This window comes from Trichococcus alkaliphilus, from assembly GCF_003008695.1.
Lineage (GTDB): Bacteria > Bacillota > Bacilli > Lactobacillales > Aerococcaceae > Trichococcus > Trichococcus alkaliphilus.
Genome location: NZ_PXZT01000024.1, coordinates 1 through 24,754 on the forward strand (window position 1 = coordinate 1; position 24,754 = coordinate 24,754).

The following is a 24,754-nucleotide window of genomic DNA, read 5'->3' on the forward strand; positions in this document are numbered from 1 at the left end:
GACACCGCCCTTTCACGGCGGTAACACGGGTTCGATTCCCGTACGGATCATTTATTACCAGCATTATGGAGGTTTAGCTCAGCTGGGAGAGCGTCTGCCTTACAAGCAGAATGTCGGCGGTTCGATCCCGTCAACCTCCATTGGTTCCGTGGTGTAGGGGTCAACATGCCTGCCTGTCACGCAGGAGATCGCGGGTTCAAATCCCGTCGGAGCCGTTTTTAAATTTTATTTAGGTCTGATAGCTCAGTTGGTAGAGCACTTGATTGAAGCTCAAGGTGTCGGCGGTTCGAATCCGTCTCGGACCATTTTTTATATGATGGAGGGATAGCGAAGTGGCTAAACGCGGCGGACTGTAAATCCGCTCTTTCGGGTTCGGCAGTTCGAATCTGCCTCCCTCCATTTTTTTTGGATTAAATTTCAAATTTGTACCATAGGGGTATAGTTTAAAGGTAGAACTACGGTCTCCAAAACCGTCAGTGTGGGTTCAAGTCCTACTACCCCTGTTTTTTAAATTAATATCATGGCGATCGTGGCGAAGTGGTTAACGCACCGGTTTGTGGATCCGGCATTCGTGGGTTCAATTCCCATCAGTCGCCCTCTTATTGGGCTATCGCCAAGCGGTAAGGCAACAGACTTTGACTCTGTCATTCGTTGGTTCGAATCCAGCTAGCCCAGTTTTTTCAAACATTTTCAAATAGTAACATCTCGGCGGTATAGCCAAGTGGTAAGGCACAGGTCTGCAAAACCTCTATCACCGGTTCAAATCCGGTTACCGCCTTTCCATGAGTAAGATGGAAAATTGCATTCTTCATATCATGCCGGCGTGGCGGAATTGGCAGACGCGCTGGACTCAAAATCCAGTGCCCGCAAGGGCGTGCCGGTTCGACCCCGGCCGCCGGTATCACATAAATAAGCTTGCGACGATGATTTCATCGTTGCAAGCTTATTTTTTTTGTATAGCGAATTGTAGATTGAGTTATAATATAACCAGTGAATTTGTATGCGAAAGTGGGTAGGGTGATGGATATCGTAATCAGGAAATATAGTATCTATGATTTGGGGGCAATGACCAAAATTTGGAATCATGTTGTTATGGAAGGTAAGTATTTTCCTCAAGAAAACGGCTTATCAATAAAGGAGGCGGAAGCCTTTTTCGCGGAACAGACGTTTACTGGCGTGGCGGAAGAAGATGGCACAGTAGTTGGTTTGTATATTCTTCATCCGAACAATATCGGACGTTGCGTACACATCGCGAATGCCTCTTACGCTGTTAAAGCTGATCAAAGAGGGAAGCGCATTGGTGAGAAAATTGTGGTGCATTCGTTGGAGATGGCTAAAGCGGCTGGATTCCGCATCATGCAATTCAATGCTGTAGTCGCCAACAACAAAGGAGCAATCAGCCTTTACAAAAAGCTGGGTTTCAAAGAGTTGGGGACCATTCCGGGTGGCTTTAAAATGGATGACGACACTTTTATGGACATCATTCCGTTTTATTTGGAATTGACCTGAGTGGAAATCGCGCAAGTGGATAGGGAATACCAAGATAGACTTCTGCCTGAATTTAAAAACTTTCGTCGCAATCAATCCTTATTGCGACGAAAGTTTTTTTGCATCTATTACCGGGAACGCAATATATTCCTTCAGATCCATTTGCCGAATACGGCGGGATTCTTCCAGTTTTATCGAATTCTTTAGTTTGTAGGTGTAGTTTTTTATATATTCTTTCGAGAAGAAGCAAGCGTAGAGCACGTTTAGAATGAACAATATCGATTCTTCGGTAGAGAAATTGCTGATCTTTTTGTAGAGTCCCTCCCTGGAGGAAATGGTCAGAACGGTATCAATCCCCTGTCTCATATAATTGTACCCATCGCTTGTTATACCGATGAGTTTCACACCTTTTGAATTCATATCCGGTATGAATTTCATCGGTTCCCGGGAAACATCATTTCCTGAGTACGAGATGACGATGGCGGCGTCCTTATTGGTCAGTGAATAAGCGATTATACCGATTTCGCCAGGAGGAGCCACTTCGACAATTTTGCCGATCGTAGCCATTTTTCGATCGAAGCGTTCACCGATGCTGTCGAAATCGATGGGGTCGAGTTGCTGGGATATACGACTTGGGGCTGTGTTGACCTGGTAGCCGCCAGCACTGGTCAGATGAGCAAGCGTTATGGGTTCGTCTATGTGGACCGCGATGATGAAGGCAATGGCACTTTGGAACGCTCCAAGAAAAAATCATTCTACTGGTACAAAAAAGTGATCGAAACGAACGGTTTGGACTTGTCCAGCGAAAACCTGGAAATTCCAACGGCAGCAACAGTTGCTCTGTAGGTAATTCAGAGGCATAAATTTCAATTTTCCTATATATGATCAAAAAAAAGAAGTCTGAAAGAAACCACTGTGGGTGGGAGATCTTTCAGACTTCTTTTGGCGCCAACCTAGTCCTTTTGTTGTATACTGTATGCGAGAAAGGGTGATGAAGTTATGAATATATCTGAAGCAGTAAAAATTACAGGGCTAACAGCCGCGACGCTGCGTTATTATGAAAGTGAAGGCCTGATCCCTCCGGTTACCCGGAAAAATGGCGGGGTCCGGGATTATCAACAGGATGATCTTGGTTGGATAGATTTCATCAAATGCATGCGCAGCGCGGGGATGTCGGTCGAGTCGCTTATAGAATATACGACACTGTTCAGAGATGGTACACAGTCGGATGAAGCGCGCAAAAATATTTTAATCAGGGAAAGAGATCAACTGCTTGCCAAACAGAAGGAAATCAGTGAAACGATCGAGAGGCTGAACGGAAAAATCAAAAGCTTCGAAGGCAATCTGAAGGCTTCCGAAGATAGTCTCCCGCATTAAAGATATCTACAGTTTTCATAGTTGGAAAAAAAACAATACAACAGCATGAAGCCCGTTATGATTCACAAAAGAAATTGCCATCAGGCTTGACTTAACGCTAAGGTTAAGTGTTAAAGTCAAACTATCAAAGAATCAGAGGAGGAACATAGAATGAATTCATTGACAGAAAAAGTGGTCATAATCATGGGTGCTTCTAGCGGAATTGGGGAAGCGACCACGCGGCTATTGGCCGAAAAGGGGGCAAAACTTGTGATTGCGGCACGTCGCGAAGACCGCCTGGCTGAAATCAAAAATTCATTGCCGGATGCTGAACTTGTTTACAAAACTGCCGACGTATCCAACTATGAGGATGTCAAAAAAGTGGTCGATTGGGCTGTCGAAACTTACGGCCATGTCGATGTGCTGTTCAATAATGCCGGTGTTATGCCTACCGCGCCACTGGTTGAAGGTCGCCGCGACGAGTGGAAAGAAATGTTGGATATCAATATCATGGGTGTGTTGAATGGCATTGCTGCTGTGCTTCCATTGATGGCAGAGCAAAAATCCGGTCACATCATTTCGACCGATTCGGTAGCAGGGCATGTCGTTTACCCTGATTCAGCGGTATACTGCGGCACAAAATTTGCTGTGCGCGCCATCATGGAAGGATTGCGTCAAGAACAACGCAAGAATAATATCAAATCGACCATCATCTCCCCGGGGGCTGTGCAAACAGAATTGTACAAAACGATCAGCGACAGCAAGATTGCCGATGAAGTGCATAAAGCACAAATTGAATGGGGTTTGACGTCGGAAGATATCGCTATGGCAGTAGTATTTGCGATCGACACACCAGATCGCATGTCCGTCAGTGAAATGATTGTCCGTCCGACAACACAATCGATTTAACAAGGAACCAGCAGGACGGTGAATAAGGAAACCAAAAAATCCCTTCCGACAGCTCAACGTCGGTAGGGATTTTTTAGGTAATGATGAAATTATCTGGACCAGGCAAATGCCGTAAAATGATTTAAGCCAAGGCTGCCAGCATATCCTTTACGATCCACTCAGGTGTCAGATGGAATTCCTCATACAGTGTTTCAAGCGGAACATTGTCCGTAAATGCTTTCTTCGCACCGAAGTTCAAAACTTTGACAGCTGAGGCTCCATAGAAGGAAGCGATCTGCTCACCGAAGCCACCAGCCAAGGAACCGTCCTCGAGCGTTACGATCAGGTCATGGGTTGCTTCCAGTCCTTTCAGCGTATCAGCATCGACTTCGGTGATGGAGCGCGGATTGATCAGGGTGATCTCCTCGCCGGCCTCAGCTTTCATCTGATCAGCGACTTGCTCGCCGAGGGAAAGGAAAGAACCCAATGCCAGGACTGCCACTCTTTTGCCTTTGCGGAGAATCTCGTAGGTTGGCGATTGGAAGTCTGCCAATGTATTTTCTCTGGATACGACAGGCCCGTTCGGCAATCTGATGGCGATTGGGCCTTTTTCCTGTTGCAAAGCCCATTCCAGCATCGCAAGCAGTTCTTCCTTGCTTGTCGGCGCAAGATAGTTGAAATTAGGAATACTTTTTATCAATGGAATATCGAACAGACCCAGATGCGTTACCGCTCCACCAGATATATTCCCGCCGCCGATGATCAGGACAGCCGGCAATCCATTGATAGCCAAATCGTGCGACAATTGGTCATAGGCTCGCTGCAGGAAGGTGCTCGAGTGGAAGACAACCGGTTTGACGCCTTGGGAAGCCAGTCCGGCCGCAAACGTAATCGAGTGCCCTTCGGCGATGCCGACATCGAAATAGTGTTCCGGATGCGCGGCTTTGAACGCATTCAGGCCGAACATGCCAGGGATGGCTGCATTGATGGCAGCCAGTTTCATTTCGTCCTCATCAACCTTTCTGATCAGATGATCCATGATGATTGAATTGTACGATTCCCCGGCAGACTTTCTCAAGCTTTCGCCTGTTTCCAGATTGAAAGGTGAACGCCAATGGTAGTTCGTTTTTTCCTGAGTGGCTTTTTCGTAACCGTGGCCTTTTTCGGTGTGGACATGGAGCACAAGCGGATGGCCAATGTCTTTGATCTCGCGGAATGCTTCGATCATTTTCGCCAAATCGTTTCCTTCCTCGACGTAGCGGTATTCGAAGCCCAATGCTTTGAATGGATTGTTTGATGCTTCTCCATTTGTTGCACGCAGCTCGGACAAGGAACGGTAAAGGCCGCCGAAATTCTCATCAATCGACATTTCATTGTCGTTGACGATAACGATAAGATTGGACCCCAATTCTGCAGCGTTGTTCAAACCTTCGAAGGCCAGACCGCCGCTCAGGGAACCGTCCCCGATCAAGGCAACGACATTTCCTGTTTCCTTCTTCAAATCCCTAGCTTTAACCATGCCGACAGCGAGACTGATGGATGTGGAAGTATGCCCAACAGTAAAGAAGTCATGTTCGCTTTCGTGCTGGGAAGTGTAGCCTGTGACGGAATGGAAGTTTTTTTTATCGACGAAGCCATGTTTGCGTCCAGTCAGAATTTTGTGAGGGTAGGACTGATGGGAAACGTCCCAGACGATCTTGTCCTTTGGCGAATCGAAAACATGGTGGAAGGCGATCGTCAATTCGGCGACACCCAAGTTCGGTCCGACATGGCCACTGACTTGGCTGACCTTGTTCAATACCAATGAGCGGATCTCTCCAGCCAATTGCTCCATTTCAACGAGGTTCAATGTCTTCACGTCTGCGGGGCTGTTCACTTTGTCGATGATTGTTGTTTGTAATGTATGCAAATCAAAATCGCTCCTTTTGGTTGTTTGTGCAGTGCTCAAGAATGGTCCTGCTCGTAGTGTTCTATTTTCTTGTTCAGTTTCTCCAGTGTTTTGCCTAGTTCGTCGTAACGTTCCTGCATTTTTTTCTGTTCTTCGATCAGGATGTCCTTCCTGGCAATGACAGTATCCTTTCCCTGATCGAACAAAGCTGTGTATTCGATCAAAGATTCGATGGACAAGCCGGCATTGCGCATGCACTTGATGAAATCGATCCAGCCAAGATCGGATTCTTCATATAACCGGACGCCACCGTTGCCCCTGGTCACGGGCGGGATCAACCCGATCCGTTCGTAATAGCGCAAGGTTACCGCTGTCAGTCCTGATTTTACTGCTGCTTCTGAAATATTCATGCTTTTCACCTCCTGATTGGAATAACTTGTTTGATAGCTAAAGCTTACAACTTAAAGTGAAGGTTAAGTCAAGCGAAATTTTCAAATAGATAAAATGTAAATGGACTTCAGCTCCTGTGAGCGGAGCACCCGCAGGAGTACAGCAGTAATTTTCAGCTATACCTCCGGCGAGGCTTTCCCCAACGGAGAAGGCAAACAGAATATTGGCTGACCTCCGCCGAAGCCACCGCTCACCGGAGCAGGCGTACGTTACCGTCCTCGGTGCTGTACGCACCCAGAAAAGAAAAAAGAAAACACGCACATCCTATCTACCGGTGTACGTGTTTTGACATTCATAGAGTCTTTTTAAGCAGTTTGGATTTCCAGAGCGGCCGATTTTTCCTCGTGCTCGAAGTCTTCCTGTTGCAATGTATTCCGTTTTGTCTTGTAAAAGAGGATGATCAACAGATTGAAGACAATCAGGATCGCTAACAGGATGAACAGATCCGTGGAGAGGCTTCCGCCGATGCCGAACAACTGGCGGTAAGCATCGATCGAATACGTCATCGGCAGGTAGGGATGGATCGCCTCGAAGAAGCTGTTGGACAACTGAATCGGATAAGTGCCACCGGATCCCGACAACTGCAGGATGAGGAAAATAAGCATCAGGAAGGAGCCAACTTTATCAAACAGCAGGTTGAAAAGCATGACAATCGACACCGATACGAGCGCAGTCAAAATGGTGACCAAAAGCATTTTTCCGATCGAGGACGGGGCCAATCCATTGACGCTCAAGAGGAGGCCGACCATGATGAGTGCTTGGCAAACGCCGACTGCCGCAAGCACAGATATTTTACTGGCCCACCAACTGATGCCGTTTTTTGGATATTTCCTTGGGGTAAAGCTGTCGTACATCAGGTTCAAACTGATTGCGCCTACGAAGAGGGCGACGGACATCATGTAGGGTGCCATCCCGGTGCCGTTGTTGACGACTGGCGCCGTTTCAATTTGGTTCGCGATGACCGGTTCAGCCATCATCGCGTAGGTGTTCTCGTTTGCATCGACCTCGTTCAGCGCGTTGCTGCCATCAAACAGTTTTGAGCTGAGTTCATCTGTGCCGCTCAACAATGTGGTCAACCCGGCATTCAGTTGCTCTGAGCCATCCGCCAATTGACGGGAGCCGTCGCTTATTTTAACAGCACCATTTGTAAGCTGTCCGGTTCCTTCGACGAGCAGGCTGCCGTTTTCGACTAGCTGCATAGTTCCGTCGGCCAGTGACTGTGTTCCATTCTGGAGTTCCGTTGCGCCTGACGCAAGGGTTCCGGTCTGTTCATTCAGGGTCTGTAGGCCGGCGCTTACCTGTGCGTTACCTTCCGTAAGGTTCCGTCCGCCTACAGCCAATTGTTCGGAACCAGCAGTAAGTTGGGTCATCCCGTCAGCCAGTTTTTGGGAGCCGTTTTGTGCGCTTCCGATGGCGGTCTGCAATGATTGGGCACCGGATAAGAGCATTTGGCTGGATTGGCCGATTTGGCCAAAGCCCGATACAAGCGTCGTCGCTCCAGCGTAGACATTTGCGTAGCCGGCAGAAAGACTGCTGACGCTGGACTTGAGTGTGGCTACTTGTTGCCCGATGGCAGAAGCTTCGATTTCGCTCAGCTCAGACAGGCTGTTGAGCCCGTTTGTGATTGTTTGGATTGAACCGGCTTGTTCATTTGCGATGATCGCTAGCTGTGCAGAGACAGCTTGGCTGACGGCTGCTTCCTGTTCAGGGGTCAATTCGGTACCGCTTTGTGCGATGGAGTCCATGATGGCTGCGGTATTGCTGACGGGATCCGCAGCAGCCGTGATAGTATTGAGTTCGGTTTGAAATGATGCAATCGTGGTGGCTAAGCCGTCCAATTGGGATAGGGCGGTCGCCAAATCCGATGAAAGACTGGATTGCTGAAGTTGACTGTCAAGCGTTTCGATGCCGTTTTTCATTTGGTCGAGCCCGCTCTGCAATGCAGTAAGTTTTGCTTGTTGTTCCGCACTGGTGAGACTCGTGTTAAGTGCCGCTAAGCCTGCATTCAACGATGCACTGCCTTCTGAAAGTTGGCTCATGCCACTGTTCAAGGTGTCCATACCTGTCGAAAGCGTGAGACTGTTCGTCGCCAAACGGGAAAGCCCGGTGCTTAACGATGCACTGCCTTCAGTTGTTGCAACTGCGCCGTCATTCAGTTTACCGACGCCTGTTTGCAATGCCGGCATAGCGGCTGTCAGCTTGGCTGCGCCATTATTCAACGCCAACGCGCCGGCATCCAACTGGGCGACTCCATCCAGATAGGTTTGCAGGCCGACCGCCAATGTCTCGGCACCGTCGCGGAAGGTGAGGGTGCTGTCCGCAAGCGTTTCGAGGTTTGTGGTCAAGATTTCGTTGCCCTCTTTGATCTGGACGGTCCCGTCGCTTAGCTGCGCGCTGCCGTCAGCTGCCGCTGTCATCCCTTCAGCGACAGACTTCAGTTCGCCAAAGACGGTTTCAGCATAGATGGCGGTCACCTCATCGGAGATGGTGTCCTTGATTTCGTTTGCCGCAGAAGCGGTGAGCTTTGAAGCGATATAGCTTCTGCCTGCGCTGGTACTGTAAGTCAATTCCATTTGCTGGGGCGTTTCATCCAACAAGGTAGTCGCGTTCGCCGAGAAGTTTTCTGGGATGGTGAGCGCCATATAGTAGCTGCCATCCGCCAAGCCGGAATCCGCTGCTTCCCGAGAGACGAAATCGAAGTCCAAGGTATCGGATTCCTGCAAACCGGCGACGAGCGAATCGCCCACAGCCAATGTCTCCTCATTATAGGAAACGGCCTTGTCCTGGTTCACAACGGCTACCGGCAGTTCGGCTAGTTTACCGTAGGGATCCCACATGGAACTGAGAAACAGGACGGTGTAGAGGGAAGGGATCAAACTGATCCCGAACAGGATGACCAACATTTTTTTCGTTTTGAAAATTGACTTCCATTCTTGCTTCAACAAGGTCGTGCACTTCCTTCATTTAAATTTCTGCAGACAGGACGATGGATTCCCAATCTACGGTTCCGACCCTTTCCGAGCCTTCGACTAAGAGCGAATCGAGTGTGTACTTCTGCAAGCGGGCTTTGAATTGCTGCTCTGCATCGAAGAATACCTCGAGGACTTCCTTTTTTTTGTCCTTGATTTTTTCCGCACGCAGGAAGACTTTTTCGGCTAGGTTAGTAGGCCTGACAAAGCTGTGCGTTCCTTCGATCGCTTCATAGATATGCAGCATCGTGATTTCTTCGGGTGTCCGGTTCAATCTGAATCCGCCGTCCTTGCCGGCTTCGGAATCGACCAATCCTGAAACGACTAGGGAACGCATCACTTTCTTCAGATAGGAATCGGAGACGGACAAACGCTTGCTAAGGATAGCGCTTTTGATCGGACGTCGATCGATTTGGGTAGCCAGCATGATCAGAATGCAGATGGCCTGTTCCACGCCGCTTTTCATTTTCATCATTTTCGCCTTCTTTCGTAGATATATTTTATCCATGGATGTATTTTATCTCTTAATGGATGTATGTTCAAGTTTTATTTTTCATGGTTCAAAAAAATAGCCGGGACAAACCACTAATCGGTTTGTCCCGGCTATTATAAAGAAGCGGAATCAGAATATTTCAATTTTACGTTTGGTAAGTACACTAGGTTCTTTTTTCGGAAGCACCAAGTTCAAGACGCCCTCTGTCAGAGTAGCTGTAATATCTTCTTCGTTGATGCCTTTCAGATAAATTTCCCTGTGGACGGAACCCGAAGAACGTTCTTGGCGAATGATTTGTCCTTTATCGTCTTTTTCGACTTTTTCCGATTTGCGGACGGCTGAAATGGAGAGAATGTCGTTGTCATAATCCACAGTGATATCCTCTTTGCTGTAGCCGGGCAGATCGGCTGTCACTTGATAGTTGTCCTCGGTTTCATGTACGTCCAATTTTATTTCCTGAAAAAAACGATTTTGGAACATCGATCCGGTATCCGACAGCAGGTCGAAGAAACTGTTGCTTTTGCGTAACTCATTTGACATTTGAAAAATCTCCTTTCTTTTTGTTGAAGCTTTTGTTCATCCTCAGTATATACCTACTAGCATCAGAATTCCATCAAAATGAAGCCGGTTCCAAAAGGTGCGATAACGAAAGCAAAAGCTGATTCCAAACGGGTTGTATGGTAAACTGTTAGAGGAGTTTTGAGTCAGGGAATGCCTCGCACCGGGTAGCCGGAAGAGGCTGAGAAAGGAACATTAATTATGAAAAAAATTGAAGCGGGCAGTCTCTATCTGGGACAGCATCGGAATCTTTTCCAGTGTCCTATCTGCAAAAGAAGCTTTGAAACGGTGGATGGGCATAGTGTTGTCTGTGCGAATGGACACCGTTTTGATGTATCAAAAAAGGGAACGCTGCATCTGTTGATGAAAGGCGGCCAGAATGAATATGACAAAGAGATGCTTTCGAGCCGGAAAAATTTGGCGGACGCCGGCTTTTTCTATCCGTTATTGGATGCCGTTTATGCCCATGTCGATAATCCGGAGTCGGCGACAGTCTTGGATGTCGGCTGCGGAGAAGGGTCACATTTGCATTATTTGACAGAAAAAGGCTTGAAGGGAACAAAAATAGGCTTTGATATATCGAAGGATGCAATCCAGTTGGCAGCCAGCAACTTTTTCCCGGATGCATTCTGGTGCGTGGCCGACCTGGCGCATTCACCTTTTGCAAAAAATGCTTTTGATGTCATCTTGAACATTTTTTCACCATCGCAGTATCAGGAATTCGACCGTGTTCTGAAGCCAGGCGGAAAGGTTATCAAAGTTGTGCCGAATGCAGCGTATTTGATTGAGTTGAGGGAACAATTGTATGCCTTGGACACGACAAAGCGAGAGTACGACAATCAACAAGTGGTGGACCGATTCTACGATATCTATCCGGATGCAGTCAGCGAAGAAGTCATCTATACCGTGGATCTTGATGCAAAAAGCTATGGTTGGCTGATGGAGATGACGCCATTATCCTGGGGTGCCTCTGAAGCAGCTTTGGCAAACGCAGCGGCAAATCCTTTGAAGTCTGTTACAGTTGCAGTCACACTTTTGATCGCCAACAAAGTAATCTGATTTTTGTGTAACTGGAACATAGCCCAAGTTTCCGAAAAATGTTGACACAGCGGTGTGATATGCTATAATACGTATATCATTTTGTAGCCATTATTATCGTTTTGTTCCACAAAATGACCTTGACCAACGTATCGCATTCGCCGTGCCTGACACCGAAACGATACGTTTTTTTGTGCGTATTTTCGCAATCTTTTTCGGAGCTCGATGAAGGCACCGAACGGTACACAAAATACTGACTGTCAGGAGCAAGAAAAATGAATTTTGCCGCATTGAAGGCTGATATAATAGAAGAAAGCAAAAAACTGGGTATCGACAAACTGGGATTCACGACAGCCGAACCTTTTGAATATATGTTGGAAAGTTTGAAGGAGCAACATGCGAAGGGCAATACGGTCGGCTTTGAGCACCCGGTCCTGGACGAACGGATTTATCCGGACCGGATATTCGACAAACCGCAGTCGATCCTTTCGATTGCGCTGGCCTACCCGAGCAAAATGACCGAAAAGGCTGAGCGGGTGCGCGGAGAACGCCGCGGCAATTTCTCGCGGGCTTCTTGGGGGACCGATTACCATGTCATCCTTCGCGATAGGATGGACCGCTTGATTGCCTTCATCCAGGAAAAAATTCCGGAAGCCCGCTTCAAGCCGATGGTGGACACCGGAGAGCTGATCGATACTGTGGTGGCGCAACGTGCCGGCTTGGGCTTCATCGGTCGCAATGGACTATTGATCACGCGCGAATTCGGTTCCTACGTCTATTTGGGGGAAATCATCACCGATATCCCTTTCCCTGCGGATGAACCGGGTGTCTTCGGCTGCGGGGAATGCACGCGTTGTGTGGACTTCTGTCCGACCGGGGCGATTCTTGGCAACGGCCAATTGAATCCGAACATCTGTCTTTCCTACCAGACGCAGACAAAAGGGTACATGCCGGAAGCGTACCGCCAAAAAATCGGCCACGTCATTTACGGCTGTGACATTTGCCAGCAAGTCTGCCCATATAATCGCGGCATGGATCATCACCTGCATCCAGAAATGGAGCCGGAACCGGAAAGCGTCACGCCTGTGCTGCAGCCGATGCTGACGATCTCTAATCGGGAATTCAAGGAACAATTCGGACATTTGGCTGGTTCATGGCGCGGCAAGAAACCGCTGCAGCGCAACGCGGTCATTGCTTTGGCGAATTATCGCGACCGGACGGCGATTCCGGAACTGCTGCGGATGATCGAGCAGGATCCCCGGCCTGTGCTGCGCGGAACGGCTGCTTGGGCCATCGCTGAGATTGTGCGCGAAGTCAATCCGGAATTGTTGGCTTTTTTCTCCGAACGGCTTATAATCGAAACGGACGAAGAAACCAAAGCCGAAATGGAGAAGGCTTATCTGAAAATACTTGAAATCAAAGAAGCAGATTAACATAACAGAATAAAGGAGTCTCACTTATGACTAACCATATCGTACTATTTGAACCGCAGATCCCTGCGAATACAGGCAATATCGCGCGCACTTGCGCGGCAACCAATACAACTTTGCATCTGATCGAACCTTTGGGCTTTTCAACCGACGATAAGCAACTGAAGCGTGCCGGGCTCGATTATTGGCATGACGTCAACATCATCCATCATGCGGATCTGGCGGCATTCCTCGACTATTTGGGCGACCGCCAGTTGTATCTGATCACAAAGTTCGCCGACCGCATCTACAGCGAGGCCGACTTCACGAAGGATGAGGACGTATTCTTCATCTTCGGCAAAGAGACGACCGGATTGCCTGAATCTTTCATGCAGGAGAACGCTGAAAAATGTCTGCGCATTCCGATGAATGATGAGCATGTGCGTTCCCTGAATCTTTCGAACACAGCCTGCATGATCGTCTATGAGGCATTGCGTCAGCAAGGATTCCCCAATCTGGAATTGACCCACACCTATGAGAACGACAAGTTGAAGAGTTGAACGAACCCGTTCGGCTTTTCTGATTGAATCGCAAACCGTTCGGCCGAAGCAAAAAAGCTTCGGCCGTTCTTTTTTTATTTCCGTCGAATAGGTATAATGGATGTAACGGAAAATCGAAAAGGGGATGGAATGATGGAAAAAGCTGCATTATTGGCCTTACAGAATGGATCGGATGTTCGCGGGATTGCGATAGCGACAGAAAAACATGAAGCGACGCTGACGGCGGACAAAGTGACGCGCATCGGATATGGTTTCGTTGACTGGCTTCAAAAAAGGAAAAACATCAGCTTAAGCGGCGAAAAGAAAGTCAAAATTGCGATTGGTCAGGACAGCCGTTTATCCGGAGGGGATATCAAAACGGCGCTTATGGCAGGCATGGCGCCGTATGCCATCGAGATCATCGATGTCGGCCTTTGCACTACGCCGGCGATGTTCATGTCGACGCAGTACGAAGATTACGCGACGGATGCAGCAATCATGATCACCGCCAGCCATCTTCCTTTTGAATACAACGGGCTGAAATTTTTCACCAAAACGGGTGGAGCGGAACACGAAGATATCGAAGAAATTCTGGAATACGCCTACGAAATGCCGGAAGCATTCGCAGAGAAAGAACAAGCTGCAGTTGTGACCGAGATGGATCTGCTTTCGACTTATGCAGCCGATCTCCAGGAAAAGATCCGCAAAGGCATCGCTTCAGCTGAAAATCCTGAGAAACCTTTGACAGGACGACACATCATCGTGGATGCAGGAAACGGAGCGGGCGGATTCTTTGTGGAACGGGTACTGCAGCCTTTGGGGGCCGACACTGCCGGCAGCCAATTCCTGGATCCGGACGGCACTTTCCCGAATCATGTCCCGAATCCGGACAACAAGGCAGCAATGAAGAGCATCCAGGATGCGGTCATCGCCAATGAGGCCGATCTTGGGATCATCTTCGACACGGATGTGGACCGTTCAGCGATCGTCGACAGCGACGGAAAAGCGTTCAACCGCAACAATCTGATTGCCTTGATTTCGGCGGTGCTGTTGAATGAAGAGCCAGGTGCGACGATCGTAACAAATTCCGCGACTTCCGCTCATTTGGAGACGTTCATCACGGGCCTTGGCGGGGTCCAGGACCGTTATCTGACCGGCTACCGGAACGTCATCAATCGCGGCATCGAATTGAATGAAGCGGGCACCAATGCGGTCTTGGCTATCGAAACAAGCGGACATGCTGCACTCAAGGAAAACTATTTCTTGGATGATGGCGCCTACCTGATCGCAAAATTGCTGATTGCCGATGCACAGCTGTCAACTGAAGGAAAGCGTCTGGGCGATCTGATCGCGACACTTGGCCAGCCGGCTGAAACGATGGAGTATCGCTTTACGATCATCGAAGAACCGATTTTTGAAGTGGGCAATGCCATCATCAAGGATTTTGAAGCTTTCATCGCTGCGACTGAGGACATGGCATTGGTTGCGGATCATCTTGAGGGCGTGCGCGTGAATCTGAGCGGCCAGTACGGGGAAGGCTGGTTCATCCTGCGTTTGAGCCAGCATGAACCGTTGTTGGTATGGACGATCGAAAGCGATGCAGTCGGCAAACTACCGTTGATCGCGAAGACCGTGCTGCCTTTCTTCAAAGGCCGTCCGGAGTTGGATACGGGGCATCTTCATTAATGTAATTTGAAGGACAAAAAAAGACTTTGCGTTAGGCATATGAGTGCCTGCCGCAAAGTCTTTTTCGTTTGCTTACTCTGTTGTTTCGGGTCCTTCTGTTTCTTCCGAATCTGCAAAGTCGACATGGTTTTTCAGCTTCCTTGTCGTGAAGATATCGATGACGATGATCGAATTTTTCTCTTTTTGGATCGCCTTGAAGCGGTAGCCGTGGTATTCGACTTCTTCGCCTTCCTTGACGTCATATTTTTGGTCCAGCAACCAGCCGCCCATCGTATCCACGTTTTCGTTGTCGATGTCCAAACCGAACAGGTCGTTGACATCATCAATCAACATGCGGGCACTGATGCGGTAATGGTTCTCGCCAAGCATGATGAATTCGGGTTGATCTTTCGTTTCAAAATCATCACTGATGTCGCCGACGATTTCCTCCACTATGTCCTCCATCGAAACGAGGCCGCTTGTGCCGCCGTATTCGTCAATCAAAATGGCGACCTGGTTATGTTCCTTCTGCATTTTGACCAGGAGTTCCTTGATCGGAATCGTTTCGATGACCGTGATGACAGGGCGAACGAAGTCGGTGACGGTGAATTTGCTTTCGTCCTTGTTTTGGACAGCTTCGACAAATGCGGCGAAGACTTCTTTGGTGTTGATGACGCCTACAATCGAGTCTTTGTCCTCGCGCATGACCGGGTAGCGGGTATATTTTTCCTGTTGGACGACTTTCGCGATATCGGTCAGCGACATGTTGAAGTCCACCGCTACGATTTCCGTACGCGGAACCATGATTTCGCGCGCCATCCGCTCATCGAAGTTGAAGACATTTTCCACGAATTGGTACTCTTCGCGGTTGATTTCTCCGCTTTTCAAGCTTTGGCTCATGATCAGGCGGAGTTCTTCTTCGGACACATTGTCATCCGATTCTCCGATGGTTCTCATCCCGATCGCTTTGGAAATGCCATTGGCGGTTTTGTTCAGCACAAATATCAAGGGAAACATCACGCGGTACCAAATGTTCAAAGGTTTTGCGATGCGCAGGCCCATTTTCTCCGTGCGGCTCAAGGCGACGTTTTTTGGAACGAGTTCACCGATGATGACTTGGATGGAAGTCAACACAGCGAAGGAAACAACGAAGGACAGGATGGTTGCGGCCGCATCGGGAATCGGCAGGTTGCCGAAAAGCGTATCGAACAGGCGTTTAAAGGTAGGATCGCCTAACCAACCAAGAGCAAGGGAAGTTATCGTAACCCCCAGTTGCGTCGCTGAAAGATAGCTGTCCAGTTTCACGGTCATATTTTTCAATAATTTTGCCTGCGGATTTCCTTCTTCAACAAGGAAATCCAGCCGGGATGGACGTATCCTAACGAGCACATATTCGGACATAACGAAAAATGAAGCGATGAAAAGGATGAGGAAAAATAATAGTAAGCCGGTTGTAATTGACATAATTGATTGTCTGCTTCCATTAAGGACAGCAGACTTCACCTCCTGTGAAATAATGATCCTGAATAGGAAATTTCTTCACGAGATCTCTGGTTTCACGCTGAAACAAATGAAAGCGACCAAAAGAATCCCTGAAAATACGCGTTTTCGAAAATTCTTTTGGTCTACAGATGGTTGTCATCTGATGCGTTCTGTCCCACTGGTGCCACCTACCTTAATAATTATTTAAGCAAAATTCGGTTATTTCAAAACGATACTTATGCTAAAATTATAAATCAAAATAGAGAAATTGCAACACGAGCGCACTTCTGCGACTTAAGTCGGGTTTCTTATTTGAGCGATTCCTGTTACTATGATACGGAATCCTGTTATCGCAATGTGCTTTCATGTGAAAAGCTGATGTTGTGTCTCCACTGCCACGCGCACCGCAAAGGCATTCAGCAAGCCGGGGGGATGTAGAAAATGAAGAAGGATGAAAAAATGCAGAATAAACCATTTAAGGAAATTTTCAAAGCCGGTTGGGCCCGTTTCAACGAGAAACGCAAAAACCTCTGGCGTAAATACCGGATCAATAAATTTATCGTATTATTCTTGTTGATCGGTACATTGATCAGCAGCACCTATCTCGTTTTCTTGGCAAAGACAGCCAATGTCGAAAACCTGAAGGCCGGTCTGGAACAGACAACGGTCATCTACGATCGCTACGGCAATGAAGCCGGCGAACTCTATTCGCAGAAAGGGACATTCGTGACGATCGACCAGATTTCGACGAACATCCAGACTGCGGTCGTTTCGACTGAGGACAAGCGCTTCTATACGCATACAGGGGTTGACCCGATCGGAATCGGCCGTGCCGCTGTCGGTTTCGTGCTGAATGGCGGGAACATCGTCGGTGGTGGTTCGACTCTTACCCAGCAGCTGGCCAAAAATGCCTACCTGACGCTGGATCAGACGCTGATCCGGAAAGCCAAGGAACTGTTTCTGGCATTCGAAATCGAAAGCAAATACACGAAGGACGAAATCCTTGAGATGTACCTGAACAATGCCTACTTCGGTTCCGGGGTGTGGGGCGTCGAGGATGCTTCGCAGAAATACTTCGGAATATCAGCGAGTGAAGTCAGCTTGTCGCAAGCTGCTGTTCTGGCGGGAATTCTGAAGTCGCCGAGCTACTACAACCCGATCGATAATTATGAAGCGAGCACTGACAGAAGGAATACCGTCCTGCAACTGTTGGCGGACAATGCTTTTATCGATCAAGCCACCGCTGATGCCGCAATCTCTGAAGATATCTATGTAGTGGATAACTATTATGCAGACAGCGGTTATAACTATCCCTACTATTTCGATGCGGTCATCAACGATGCCATCAATACCTACGGCCTGGATGAAGAGGACCTGCTGAATCGGGGCTACAAAATCTATACCGGTCTGGATCAGGATTATCAGTCCCAAATGGATGCTGCCTATGCGAATGCCTATCTGCCGGCTGCAGAAGACGGGACTCTGCTGCAGAGCGCTTCTGTTGCCTTGGAGCCGACCACAGGGGATGTGTTGGCGGTCGTCGGAGCAACGAATTATGAAGGTTTCCGGACCTTCAACCGTGCGACCCAGATGACGATGGCACCGGGTTCGACGATCAAACCATTATCCGTCTATACGCCGGCTCTTGAGGCAGGCTACGAAGTCGACGCGGAAGTGATGGATGATGATTCGTTGACTTACGGCGATGACGATTATTCCGTTTGGAACTATGACCAAAACAGTCTGTATGACACTTTGCCGATGTACCAAGCGCTTGCCGAGAGCAAGAACACGTCCGCAGTGTGGCTGTTGGATAAGTTGGGCATCCAAAAAGGGATCGCCAAGTTGGCGGATTTCGGTATATCCATCGGCGAAGCGGATGAAAATCTGGGTGCGATCGCGCTCGGAGGGATGAGCACCGGCGTGTCGCCAGTGCAGTTGGCCAGTGCCTATACGACTTTCGTGAATGAAGGGGTGCGCACGGAAGCGCGCTTCATCACGAAGATTGTCGATGCGACCGGCGCCGTGATTGTGGATAATACGGATCCGGAAACAAACCGCGTCACGACAGCCGCAGTCGCGGAGGAAATGACGAGCATGCTAATGGGCGTGTATGCAGATGGCGGGACCGGCGCATCGGCACAACCATCGAACGGCATGGTGATCGCCGGCAAAACCGGAACGACGGAACTTGACCGGGAAACTGGCTACATCAAGTCGCAATGGATGGTGGGGTACACACCGGACCTTGTCGTCGCCACTTGGCTAGGGTATGACGAAACCAATGAAGCCCACAATCTGAACAACGCCGGTAAGACGATGGCGAATTTGTACAGTGCCGAGATGGGCGCGTTGTTGTCGATCAGCCCGCAGACAGAATTTGCGGTTGCTGCTGCTGAAGAAACATATGATGCTGGTATCATGAATGGGCTGAAAAATGGTCTGGATGAGTTCATGAACGAAATGGGCTCGTTCGGACAGAGCATCGGCGAGGGTTCGCAAAAATTGTTTGATTGGGCCAACGATGCTTTCGGGCAATAAAAATTGATTGAAGGGAAGACAGGCTGCGATGGCTTGTCTTTTTTTATGCTCATCCCCAAACCGCGAATCATCACGCTCTGCGTAAACGCGTTCTGAATCCCAGAAATATCCGCCTAAGCTGACTACCACACACGGACAAAGAGCGTCCGCTTTGTGTTAGTCCTCTTAGTGCTCGATTTCTACCCGGGATTCATCACGCTCTATTTTCCGAACGTATTTTCGTGTTTTTTGATGGCTTTATTGTTCGGATAATGTTATAGTTTATGTAATATGCGAATGGAAGGAATGGGATAATGAGTAATATTTATGATACGGCTTATGAGTTGGAAAAAAATCTGCGTGAGGCTTCTGTTTTTACTGAGTTGTCTTCAGCTTATGCTGCAATGAGAGAAGATAAAGTGGCTTTTGAGTTGTTTGAGGAGTTCCGTAATGTGCAAATCGGGCTACAACAAAAACAAATGACAGGCGGAGCGATCACTGATGATGATGTGGCTTCTGCTCAAGCAATCGCTGAGAGAGCATCAGGCAACGAAGTCATCCAATCTTTGATGGCTAAAGAACAACAGTTGAGCCAGTTGATGGAAGAAGTCAACGCCATCATCACAAAACCGTTGCAAGAATTATACGCGCCTGCACAAGATTAAGACTTAATTTTTGACGATAAGCTGTGACCATTTCCGAAAGAATGGCCGGATGATAGATAAGGACAGGTTTCAACGCATTGCCAATCAATGCCGTCCAATGTTCTTCATCCGATATTTGGCGGAAATGGCGCAGTTTTTTTGATTTTTTATGAACGATTCCAAGGAAATTTGATTTGTCAGATTTAGCATAGAATGCAGAGAGTAGGACAGCTTGTGATTACATTTATCCATACAGCGGATCTCCATCTGGATAGCCCTTTTAAGGGGATAAAACAGCTGGAACCGCAACTTTTTGATGCCATTTACCAGTCCACTTTTGATTCCTTTCGGGAATTGGTGACGCAAGCCATCGCGGCAGAAGTGGATTTTTTTCTGATCAGTGGGGATATCTACGATGAGGAGAATCAGAGCGTAAAGGCGCAAGCCTTTCTGAGGGATGAACTGGGGCGGCTAGATCGTTCCGGCATCCCGGTTTATTTGTCTCATGGAAACCACGATTTTCTCGGAAGGGAAGCACTCAAACTGCAACTTCCGGAAAATGTCACGGTCTTCGAAAAAGAGGTCACGACCGAAATGCTTACCACTAAAGCAGGGGAGCGGGTGGCCATCACCGGCTTCAGTTACCCTTCCAGATGGGTCGAGGAACGGATGATCGTCGAATACCCGAACCGGAATCACAGCGTTGATTACCACATCGGGATGCTTCATGGCTTTCTGGAAGGCTTGAACTCTTCCGAAGGCGTCTATGCGCCGTTCTCTTTGGGCGAATTGAACGCGAAAAACTATGATTATTGGGCTCTGGGGCATATCCACAAAAGGCAGCAGCTGCAGACGGCTCCGCCTGTCGTCTATTGCGGCAATACGCAAGGGCGCAATCCGAACGAGACCGACGCGAAAGGCGCTTATTTGGTGACGCTCCAAAAAGGGATGGCGCCGACGCTGGCTTTTCTCCCGACGGCTCCGATCGTTTGGGAAAAAGAGACAGTGTCGTTGCTTGGATGCAAAACCCTGAATGATGTATTCGCGCGCATCGAGGAACGAATGGATCACTATCGCTCCCAGAGTGGATCGAGCGTTTTGTTGTCGTTGCTGCTCACGGACATCCAGGATCTTCATCCAGATGTCATCAGAAAGATCGAGGACGAAGAGATGCTGGAAGGTGTCAGACAACGGTTGGACCGGCCTTTCATTTATCTGTATCAGTTGAAAATTGCGGTCGATACAGAAAAGGAACTGTTTTCTTTTGATCAGGTCATGAAGGAGAGTTTTTCGAAAAGTTGGACGGAAATCAGTGGCGATGACGTATTCTATCAACAGCTGGATAACTTTTTCCAACATCCGCTCATGAGGACGACATTCCCTGATTTAAAAAAAGACCGAAGCTTCAAAGAGGAAGTGCTGGCTGCAGCAAAGACCAGACTGGTGCAGGCGGTCGCGTTTGAGGAGGAAGACAGTGAAGATACGGAAGATTGAAATATACGGCTACGGAAAATGGGTGAACCGAACCTTTGATGATGTGCAGGATCTGCAAATTTTCCACGGTAAAAATGAAGCCGGCAAGAGCACCTTGTCATCCTTCATCAACAGCATCCTCTTTGGGTTTCCGAGTGCCCGCAAGAAAGATCAGAATCTGTATGTTCCGAAACAAGCGCAAGCATACGGCGGCCGCTTATTTTTGGAGGACACGCGGTTCGGGGATGTCATCGTTGAACGGGTGAAAGACCGCAACAAAGGGCAAGCCCTCGTTACGCTGCCGGATGGTGTCCAACAAACGACAAAAAATCTCGGGCGTTTCCTGTTGGGGATGGACAGGGAGACTTTCGAGTCGTTATACACATTCAAAATAGACAGCCTGCTTTCCTTGAAAAAAACCCAAAAAGAAGAGCTCAATCATTATCTGTTGAGCATCGGTACAAGCGGGAGCGAGCGTTTGCTGCAATTAGCCAAAGAATACCGTGACGAAGCCGCGAAACGATTCAAACCGACGGGCAGCGTTCCGCCATTGAACAAGAAGATACAGGCTGCTGAAAAACTGCAAAGGAAGCTTCAGCAAGCAAAAGCAAAGAATGCGACTTACGAGACGTCGCTGCTGCATTTATCGGACAGCCAAAAACAGCAGGCCGAGCTGTTGTCCCGTCAACAGGAACTGGAAATGGAACAAACCGCAATCGCAGAAAGCCTGCGGTTGGCGGACAGTTATCAGGAGTGGAAACGGCTGAACAAGGAAATTACGGCAGTCGACTACAGCGAAGTGCCGGAAGATGCCCGTTACCAGTGGCAGAACCAGCAGGAAAAAATGGCCGGGTCGATCCAAGCGCAAACGCAACTCCAGGAAAGGTTAGCGCAGTTGCAGAAACAGTTGGGCGAATATGCCCATGTGGAATGGTACAAGGCGCATCGATCGGAGTTTGCGGCTTTGCAGCACAGTGCAGCCAAAACGCAAGCGGATTTGAATAAGATCACTTATCTGGAAAATGAGATCAGCAACAACAAGGCTGATTTGGCCAAACAAAAAATGGCCTTGGGGTTGAATCTGGCCCTGCCCGCTCCGGATCCGCTCAAGGAAGAAGAACGCGGGCAGTTGCAGCAGCTTGCGCAGGACATCCGACAGATCGAAGAACAGCTGCTGCGGTTGGATCACAATATCGGTTTTCATGAGGAACAGCTGGAAACCCTCCAGCAAGAAGAGACTCGCCTCCAACACGAGAAGCTTACTGATGAAGCGTATGCCGCGCTGCAAAGCGATGTGCAACAGCCGAATCAAAGAATAGCTGCACCCGCCCCAACGAAAAGAAATCCGCTCGGCATGATGTTACTGGCGGCTGCGGCTGTGTTTGTGGTCCTGTCCTTTGTTCTGGCGGACTTCAGGATAATTGCTTGGGTGTTGGCCGCTTTGCTTGCTGTCGGTGGCGTTTTCCTGATGGGAAGGAAGCCTCAGACGACAATCAAGGATGCCGCCTTCCAAGAAGGCTCCTCCGAAAATGCGATGGAGCAATTTCTGAAGCAGGCCGCTGTCCGGGAAAGAATCTCGGCTGTAACAAGAGAGCTCGAAGAGTTGCAGGATAAGTTTTTGGAACTTTTGAACAGCCGGGAAGAACTGGAAGAGCGCGGAAATATGCTCCAAACCGAATGGACGACCTTCCTGCAGCAGAAAGGCTATCCGGCGCGCATGACGGCAACGGAACTCCTGCAATTGGACCCCGGTGCCGTGTTGGCGGAGAAGGCCGCCCTGATCCTCAATCAGGAAACCGAAATGAGCAATCTTAATTTCGCCGTGGATAAATGGAACGATCAGACTGCATTCATCCGCAGCCGTTTCCATTTTGAACATCTGACAGTCACTGAAATGGTCGCACGCTTCTCCGAGATACAGAATGCCGTCATTTTGGAAGAAAATATGGCTTCGAATGTTCAGGATAAGATCAATGAACTGAAGCAAGAGTTGGAGCAAATCCAACGCGACCTTGCCGAGTCCCATCAACAGAGGCAGCGGCTATTGGATCAGGCAAACGCAAAAACGGAAGCGGAATTCTACCAGTTGTTGTCTCTGAAGGAAAAGCAGGAGCAAAACCTCAAGCGCAAAGAATTGCTGGATGAGCAGGTCAATGGTCGCGAGCAACTCTTGGATCGTTACGGCGATGCGAAGAAAAGCGCGGTCCTCTACGAAAAGAATGAACTTGAAATGCAGCGTTTGAAAGGCGAGCTGTCGAAACTGCAACGGACGGAAGTTGAACTGAAGCATCAGCTGGAACAATTGGAAGAAGGCGGGACCTACAGTGCTTTGCTGCAGGAGTTCGCTTTGGCCGAAACCGAGCTGAGGGACCTTGCCATCGAGTGGGCCGGCTTGGTTACCGCCGGAGAATGGATCGAAGGGGCATTGCGGTACGGGAAAGAGGATCGCTTGCCGCTGATGTTGGATGATACGATAACCTTTTTCAGTCGGTTGACGGAAGGTGCATACACCGGCATCGCGTTCCAAAAGAACGGCATGAAGGTGCAGCGCAAGGACGGAACGACCTTCTTACCGAATGAATTGTCGCAGGGAACGGTGGAACAGTTGTATATTGCGCTGCGGCTTGCATTTGTGAAGAATACTGCCGATATCGTCAGCATGCCGATCTTGATCGATGATGGTTTTGTGAACTTCGATGAGGACAGGAAAAATATCATGTTTACGTTGCTTGAAGAGCTGAGTGAAGACGTGCAGGTGCTCTTTTTCACGTTCGACGACGCTTGCGTACAACGATTTTCACAGAAACAAGTATACATGTTAAAATAGGAGTGAAAGGGGCTGATAGGGGTGGCCAAAAAAATATATGAACACGAAATAGATGATAATTTTGAAATTTATGTGCTGATCAAAAGTGCGGATATCCGTCTGGCAAAAAACGGCAAGAAATTCATCGCCTTTACGTTTCAGGACCGCAGCGGTCAGATTGACGGGAAGTATTGGGACGCAAAAGAGGAGGACATCCAGCAATTCCAGGCTGGCCAAGTCGTTGCCGTAACCGGCAAACGGGAAATGTATCAGAACAATCCTCAACTGCGCATCACAAAACTAAGGCTCGCCCGCGAAGGGGAACCAAGCCGACCGGAACTCTATATGGAGCGTGCTCCGCTGAAATCTGAAGAAATGGTTGAGGAAGTCAGCCAAATCCTGTTTGAGATCACGAGCGCACCGATCAACCGGATTGTCCGCCATATACTCAAAAAATATCAACGGGAATTTTTCGAGTATCCCGCTGCGAAACGTCATCATCACGCTATCGTTGGCGGACTCGGTTTCCATACGGTATCGATCTTGCGGATGGCAAAAACAGTCATTCAACATTACCCTTCAGTCAACAAGTCTTTGCTGTACGGGGGAGTGATACTCCACGATATCGGAAAAACGATCGAGTTGAGCGGCAGCATGTCGACCGAGTATACGCTGAAAGGGAATCTGATCGGGCACATCGTCCTGATTGATGAAGAAATCACCAAAGCCTGCCTGTCCCTGAACATCGATGAGGACAGTGAAGAAGTCATTCTGTTGAAACACATTGTTCTGGCGCATCACGGCAAGCAAGAATTCGGTTCGCCGGTGACGCCGCATCTTTTGGAAGCCGAGATCATCCATCACCTTGATAATTTGGATGCTTCCATCAATATGATCGATACGGCTTTGCTGCGCACGACACCGGGAACGTTCAGCGAGCGTATTTTCGGGTTGGAGAACCGCAGCTTCTATAAGCCGGTTTTTACCCAACCTACTGAAGAAGGGCAATAACAAAAAGGACATAAGGCTGCTTGTTTTGGTATGCCACCCGTCAATAGGACAGTAAAATATTTAAACAGTTTTACAGA

The 24,754-nt window shown here is 48.7% G+C and carries 19 protein-coding genes, 9 tRNA genes and 1 pseudogene; 22 read left to right on the forward strand and 7 right to left on the reverse strand.

The window, feature by feature from the left end; translation table 11 throughout:
- Positions 1 to 67: 67 nt before the first annotated feature.
- From C7R73_RS13440 to C7R73_RS13485, 10 genes are all read left to right on the forward strand, one after another.
- Positions 68 to 140: transfer RNA gene (locus C7R73_RS13440), tRNA-Val, on the forward strand.
- A gap of 2 nt (positions 141 to 142) precedes the next feature.
- A tRNA-Asp gene (locus tag C7R73_RS13445) sits at positions 143 to 215 on the forward strand.
- A gap of 17 nt (positions 216 to 232) precedes the next feature.
- Positions 233 to 305: transfer RNA gene (locus tag C7R73_RS13450), tRNA-Phe, on the forward strand.
- A gap of 13 nt (positions 306 to 318) precedes the next feature.
- A tRNA-Tyr gene (locus tag C7R73_RS13455) sits at positions 319 to 399 on the forward strand.
- Between the two features lie 33 nt (positions 400 to 432).
- A tRNA-Trp gene (locus C7R73_RS13460) sits at positions 433 to 503 on the forward strand.
- A 19-nt stretch (positions 504 to 522) separates the two neighbouring features.
- Positions 523 to 597: transfer RNA gene (locus C7R73_RS13465), tRNA-His, on the forward strand.
- 6 nt (positions 598 to 603) lie between these two features.
- Positions 604 to 675: transfer RNA gene (locus tag C7R73_RS13470), tRNA-Gln, on the forward strand.
- Between the two features lie 32 nt (positions 676 to 707).
- Positions 708 to 778: transfer RNA gene (locus C7R73_RS13475), tRNA-Cys, on the forward strand.
- A gap of 39 nt (positions 779 to 817) precedes the next feature.
- Positions 818 to 901 (forward strand) — tRNA-Leu (locus C7R73_RS13480).
- A gap of 119 nt (positions 902 to 1,020) precedes the next feature.
- Complete coding sequence (locus C7R73_RS13485) at positions 1,021 to 1,509, forward strand: GNAT family N-acetyltransferase (protein WP_106450989.1); 489 nt, start codon at positions 1,021 to 1,023, stop codon at positions 1,507 to 1,509.
- Between the two features lie 78 nt (positions 1,510 to 1,587).
- Here C7R73_RS13485 and C7R73_RS13490 read toward each other — a convergent pair whose 3' ends face one another.
- A complete protein-coding gene (locus tag C7R73_RS13490; RefSeq protein ID WP_106450990.1) occupies positions 1,588 to 2,055 on the reverse strand; it encodes a phosphoheptose isomerase family protein in 468 nt (155 codons plus the stop codon).
- A gap of 6 nt (positions 2,056 to 2,061) precedes the next feature.
- On the opposite strand from C7R73_RS13490, the pseudogene C7R73_RS13495 reads away from it, so the two are divergent.
- The 3 genes and pseudogenes from C7R73_RS13495 to C7R73_RS13505 form a co-directional block, all read left to right on the forward strand.
- Positions 2,062 to 2,334: pseudogene (locus tag C7R73_RS13495) on the forward strand (family 1 glycosylhydrolase); the annotation flags it as partial.
- Positions 2,335 to 2,487: 153 nt separating this feature from the next.
- Entirely contained in the window at positions 2,488 to 2,865 is a 378-nt protein-coding gene (locus C7R73_RS13500) for a MerR family transcriptional regulator (protein WP_106450991.1), read from the forward strand.
- Between the two features lie 150 nt (positions 2,866 to 3,015).
- Entirely contained in the window at positions 3,016 to 3,753 is a 738-nt protein-coding gene (locus tag C7R73_RS13505) for an SDR family oxidoreductase (RefSeq protein ID WP_106450992.1), read from the forward strand.
- A gap of 121 nt (positions 3,754 to 3,874) precedes the next feature.
- Here the strand turns inward: C7R73_RS13505 and C7R73_RS13510 are convergent, their stop codons facing one another.
- From C7R73_RS13510 to C7R73_RS13530, 5 genes are all read right to left on the reverse strand, one after another.
- A complete protein-coding gene (locus C7R73_RS13510) occupies positions 3,875 to 5,641 on the reverse strand; it encodes a 1-deoxy-D-xylulose-5-phosphate synthase (RefSeq protein WP_106450993.1) in 1,767 nt (588 codons plus the stop codon).
- A 35-nt stretch (positions 5,642 to 5,676) separates the two neighbouring features.
- Positions 5,677 to 6,030, reverse strand: coding sequence for a MerR family transcriptional regulator (locus tag C7R73_RS13515; RefSeq protein ID WP_106450994.1), 354 nt, complete (start codon positions 6,028 to 6,030; stop codon positions 5,677 to 5,679).
- Positions 6,031 to 6,375: 345 nt separating this feature from the next.
- Positions 6,376 to 9,015 (reverse strand): YhgE/Pip domain-containing protein, encoded by a 2,640-nt coding sequence (locus C7R73_RS13520; RefSeq protein ID WP_106450995.1) that lies wholly within the window; start codon positions 9,013 to 9,015, stop codon positions 6,376 to 6,378.
- A gap of 19 nt (positions 9,016 to 9,034) precedes the next feature.
- Positions 9,035 to 9,514, reverse strand: coding sequence for an RrF2 family transcriptional regulator (locus tag C7R73_RS13525; RefSeq protein ID WP_338064725.1), 480 nt, complete (start codon positions 9,512 to 9,514; stop codon positions 9,035 to 9,037).
- Positions 9,515 to 9,661: 147 nt separating this feature from the next.
- The gene (locus C7R73_RS13530) at positions 9,662 to 10,072 is read right to left on the reverse strand and encodes an Hsp20/alpha crystallin family protein (RefSeq protein WP_106450997.1); all 411 of its coding nucleotides are present in this window, start codon (positions 10,070 to 10,072) and stop codon (positions 9,662 to 9,664) included.
- 219 nt (positions 10,073 to 10,291) lie between these two features.
- Here C7R73_RS13530 and C7R73_RS13535 point away from each other — a divergent pair, with 219 nt between their 5' ends.
- The 4 genes from C7R73_RS13535 (at position 10,292) to C7R73_RS13550 (ending at position 14,762) form a co-directional block, all read left to right on the forward strand.
- A complete protein-coding gene (locus C7R73_RS13535) occupies positions 10,292 to 11,149 on the forward strand; it encodes a methyltransferase domain-containing protein (RefSeq protein ID WP_106450998.1) in 858 nt (285 codons plus the stop codon).
- A gap of 254 nt (positions 11,150 to 11,403) precedes the next feature.
- Positions 11,404 to 12,561 carry a tRNA epoxyqueuosine(34) reductase QueG gene (queG, locus tag C7R73_RS13540; protein ID WP_106450999.1) on the forward strand — a complete coding sequence of 386 codons (1,158 nt, stop codon included), beginning with the start codon at positions 11,404 to 11,406 and terminating at the stop codon, positions 12,559 to 12,561.
- 26 nt (positions 12,562 to 12,587) lie between these two features.
- Positions 12,588 to 13,097, forward strand: a complete 510-nt coding sequence (trmL, locus tag C7R73_RS13545; RefSeq protein ID WP_106451000.1) for a tRNA (uridine(34)/cytosine(34)/5-carboxymethylaminomethyluridine(34)-2'-O)-methyltransferase TrmL — start codon at positions 12,588 to 12,590, stop codon at positions 13,095 to 13,097.
- A gap of 132 nt (positions 13,098 to 13,229) precedes the next feature.
- Complete coding sequence (locus tag C7R73_RS13550) at positions 13,230 to 14,762, forward strand: phosphohexomutase domain-containing protein (RefSeq protein ID WP_414718275.1); 1,533 nt, start codon at positions 13,230 to 13,232, stop codon at positions 14,760 to 14,762.
- Positions 14,763 to 14,834: 72 nt separating this feature from the next.
- Here C7R73_RS13550 and C7R73_RS13555 read toward each other — a convergent pair whose 3' ends face one another.
- Entirely contained in the window at positions 14,835 to 16,205 is a 1,371-nt protein-coding gene (locus C7R73_RS13555) for a hemolysin family protein (protein ID WP_106451002.1), read from the reverse strand.
- Between the two features lie 459 nt (positions 16,206 to 16,664).
- Here C7R73_RS13555 and C7R73_RS13560 point away from each other — a divergent pair, with 459 nt between their 5' ends.
- The 5 genes from C7R73_RS13560 (at position 16,665) to C7R73_RS13580 (ending at position 24,677) form a co-directional block, all read left to right on the forward strand.
- Positions 16,665 to 18,764, forward strand: a complete 2,100-nt coding sequence (locus C7R73_RS13560) for a PBP1A family penicillin-binding protein (RefSeq protein WP_106451003.1) — start codon at positions 16,665 to 16,667, stop codon at positions 18,762 to 18,764.
- Between the two features lie 293 nt (positions 18,765 to 19,057).
- Entirely contained in the window at positions 19,058 to 19,408 is a 351-nt protein-coding gene (locus C7R73_RS13565) for a YlbF/YmcA family competence regulator (RefSeq protein ID WP_086985500.1), read from the forward strand.
- A 213-nt stretch (positions 19,409 to 19,621) separates the two neighbouring features.
- A complete protein-coding gene (locus C7R73_RS13570) occupies positions 19,622 to 20,881 on the forward strand; it encodes a metallophosphoesterase family protein (protein WP_161525960.1) in 1,260 nt (419 codons plus the stop codon).
- Positions 20,862 to 23,687 (forward strand): ATP-binding protein, encoded by a 2,826-nt coding sequence (locus C7R73_RS13575; protein ID WP_161525961.1) that lies wholly within the window; start codon positions 20,862 to 20,864, stop codon positions 23,685 to 23,687. Before C7R73_RS13570 ends, C7R73_RS13575 begins: the two co-directional genes overlap by 20 nt.
- Positions 23,688 to 23,708: 21 nt before the next feature.
- Positions 23,709 to 24,677, forward strand: a complete 969-nt coding sequence (locus tag C7R73_RS13580) for a 3'-5' exoribonuclease YhaM family protein (RefSeq protein WP_106451006.1) — start codon at positions 23,709 to 23,711, stop codon at positions 24,675 to 24,677.
- Positions 24,678 to 24,754 lie beyond the last annotated feature (77 nt).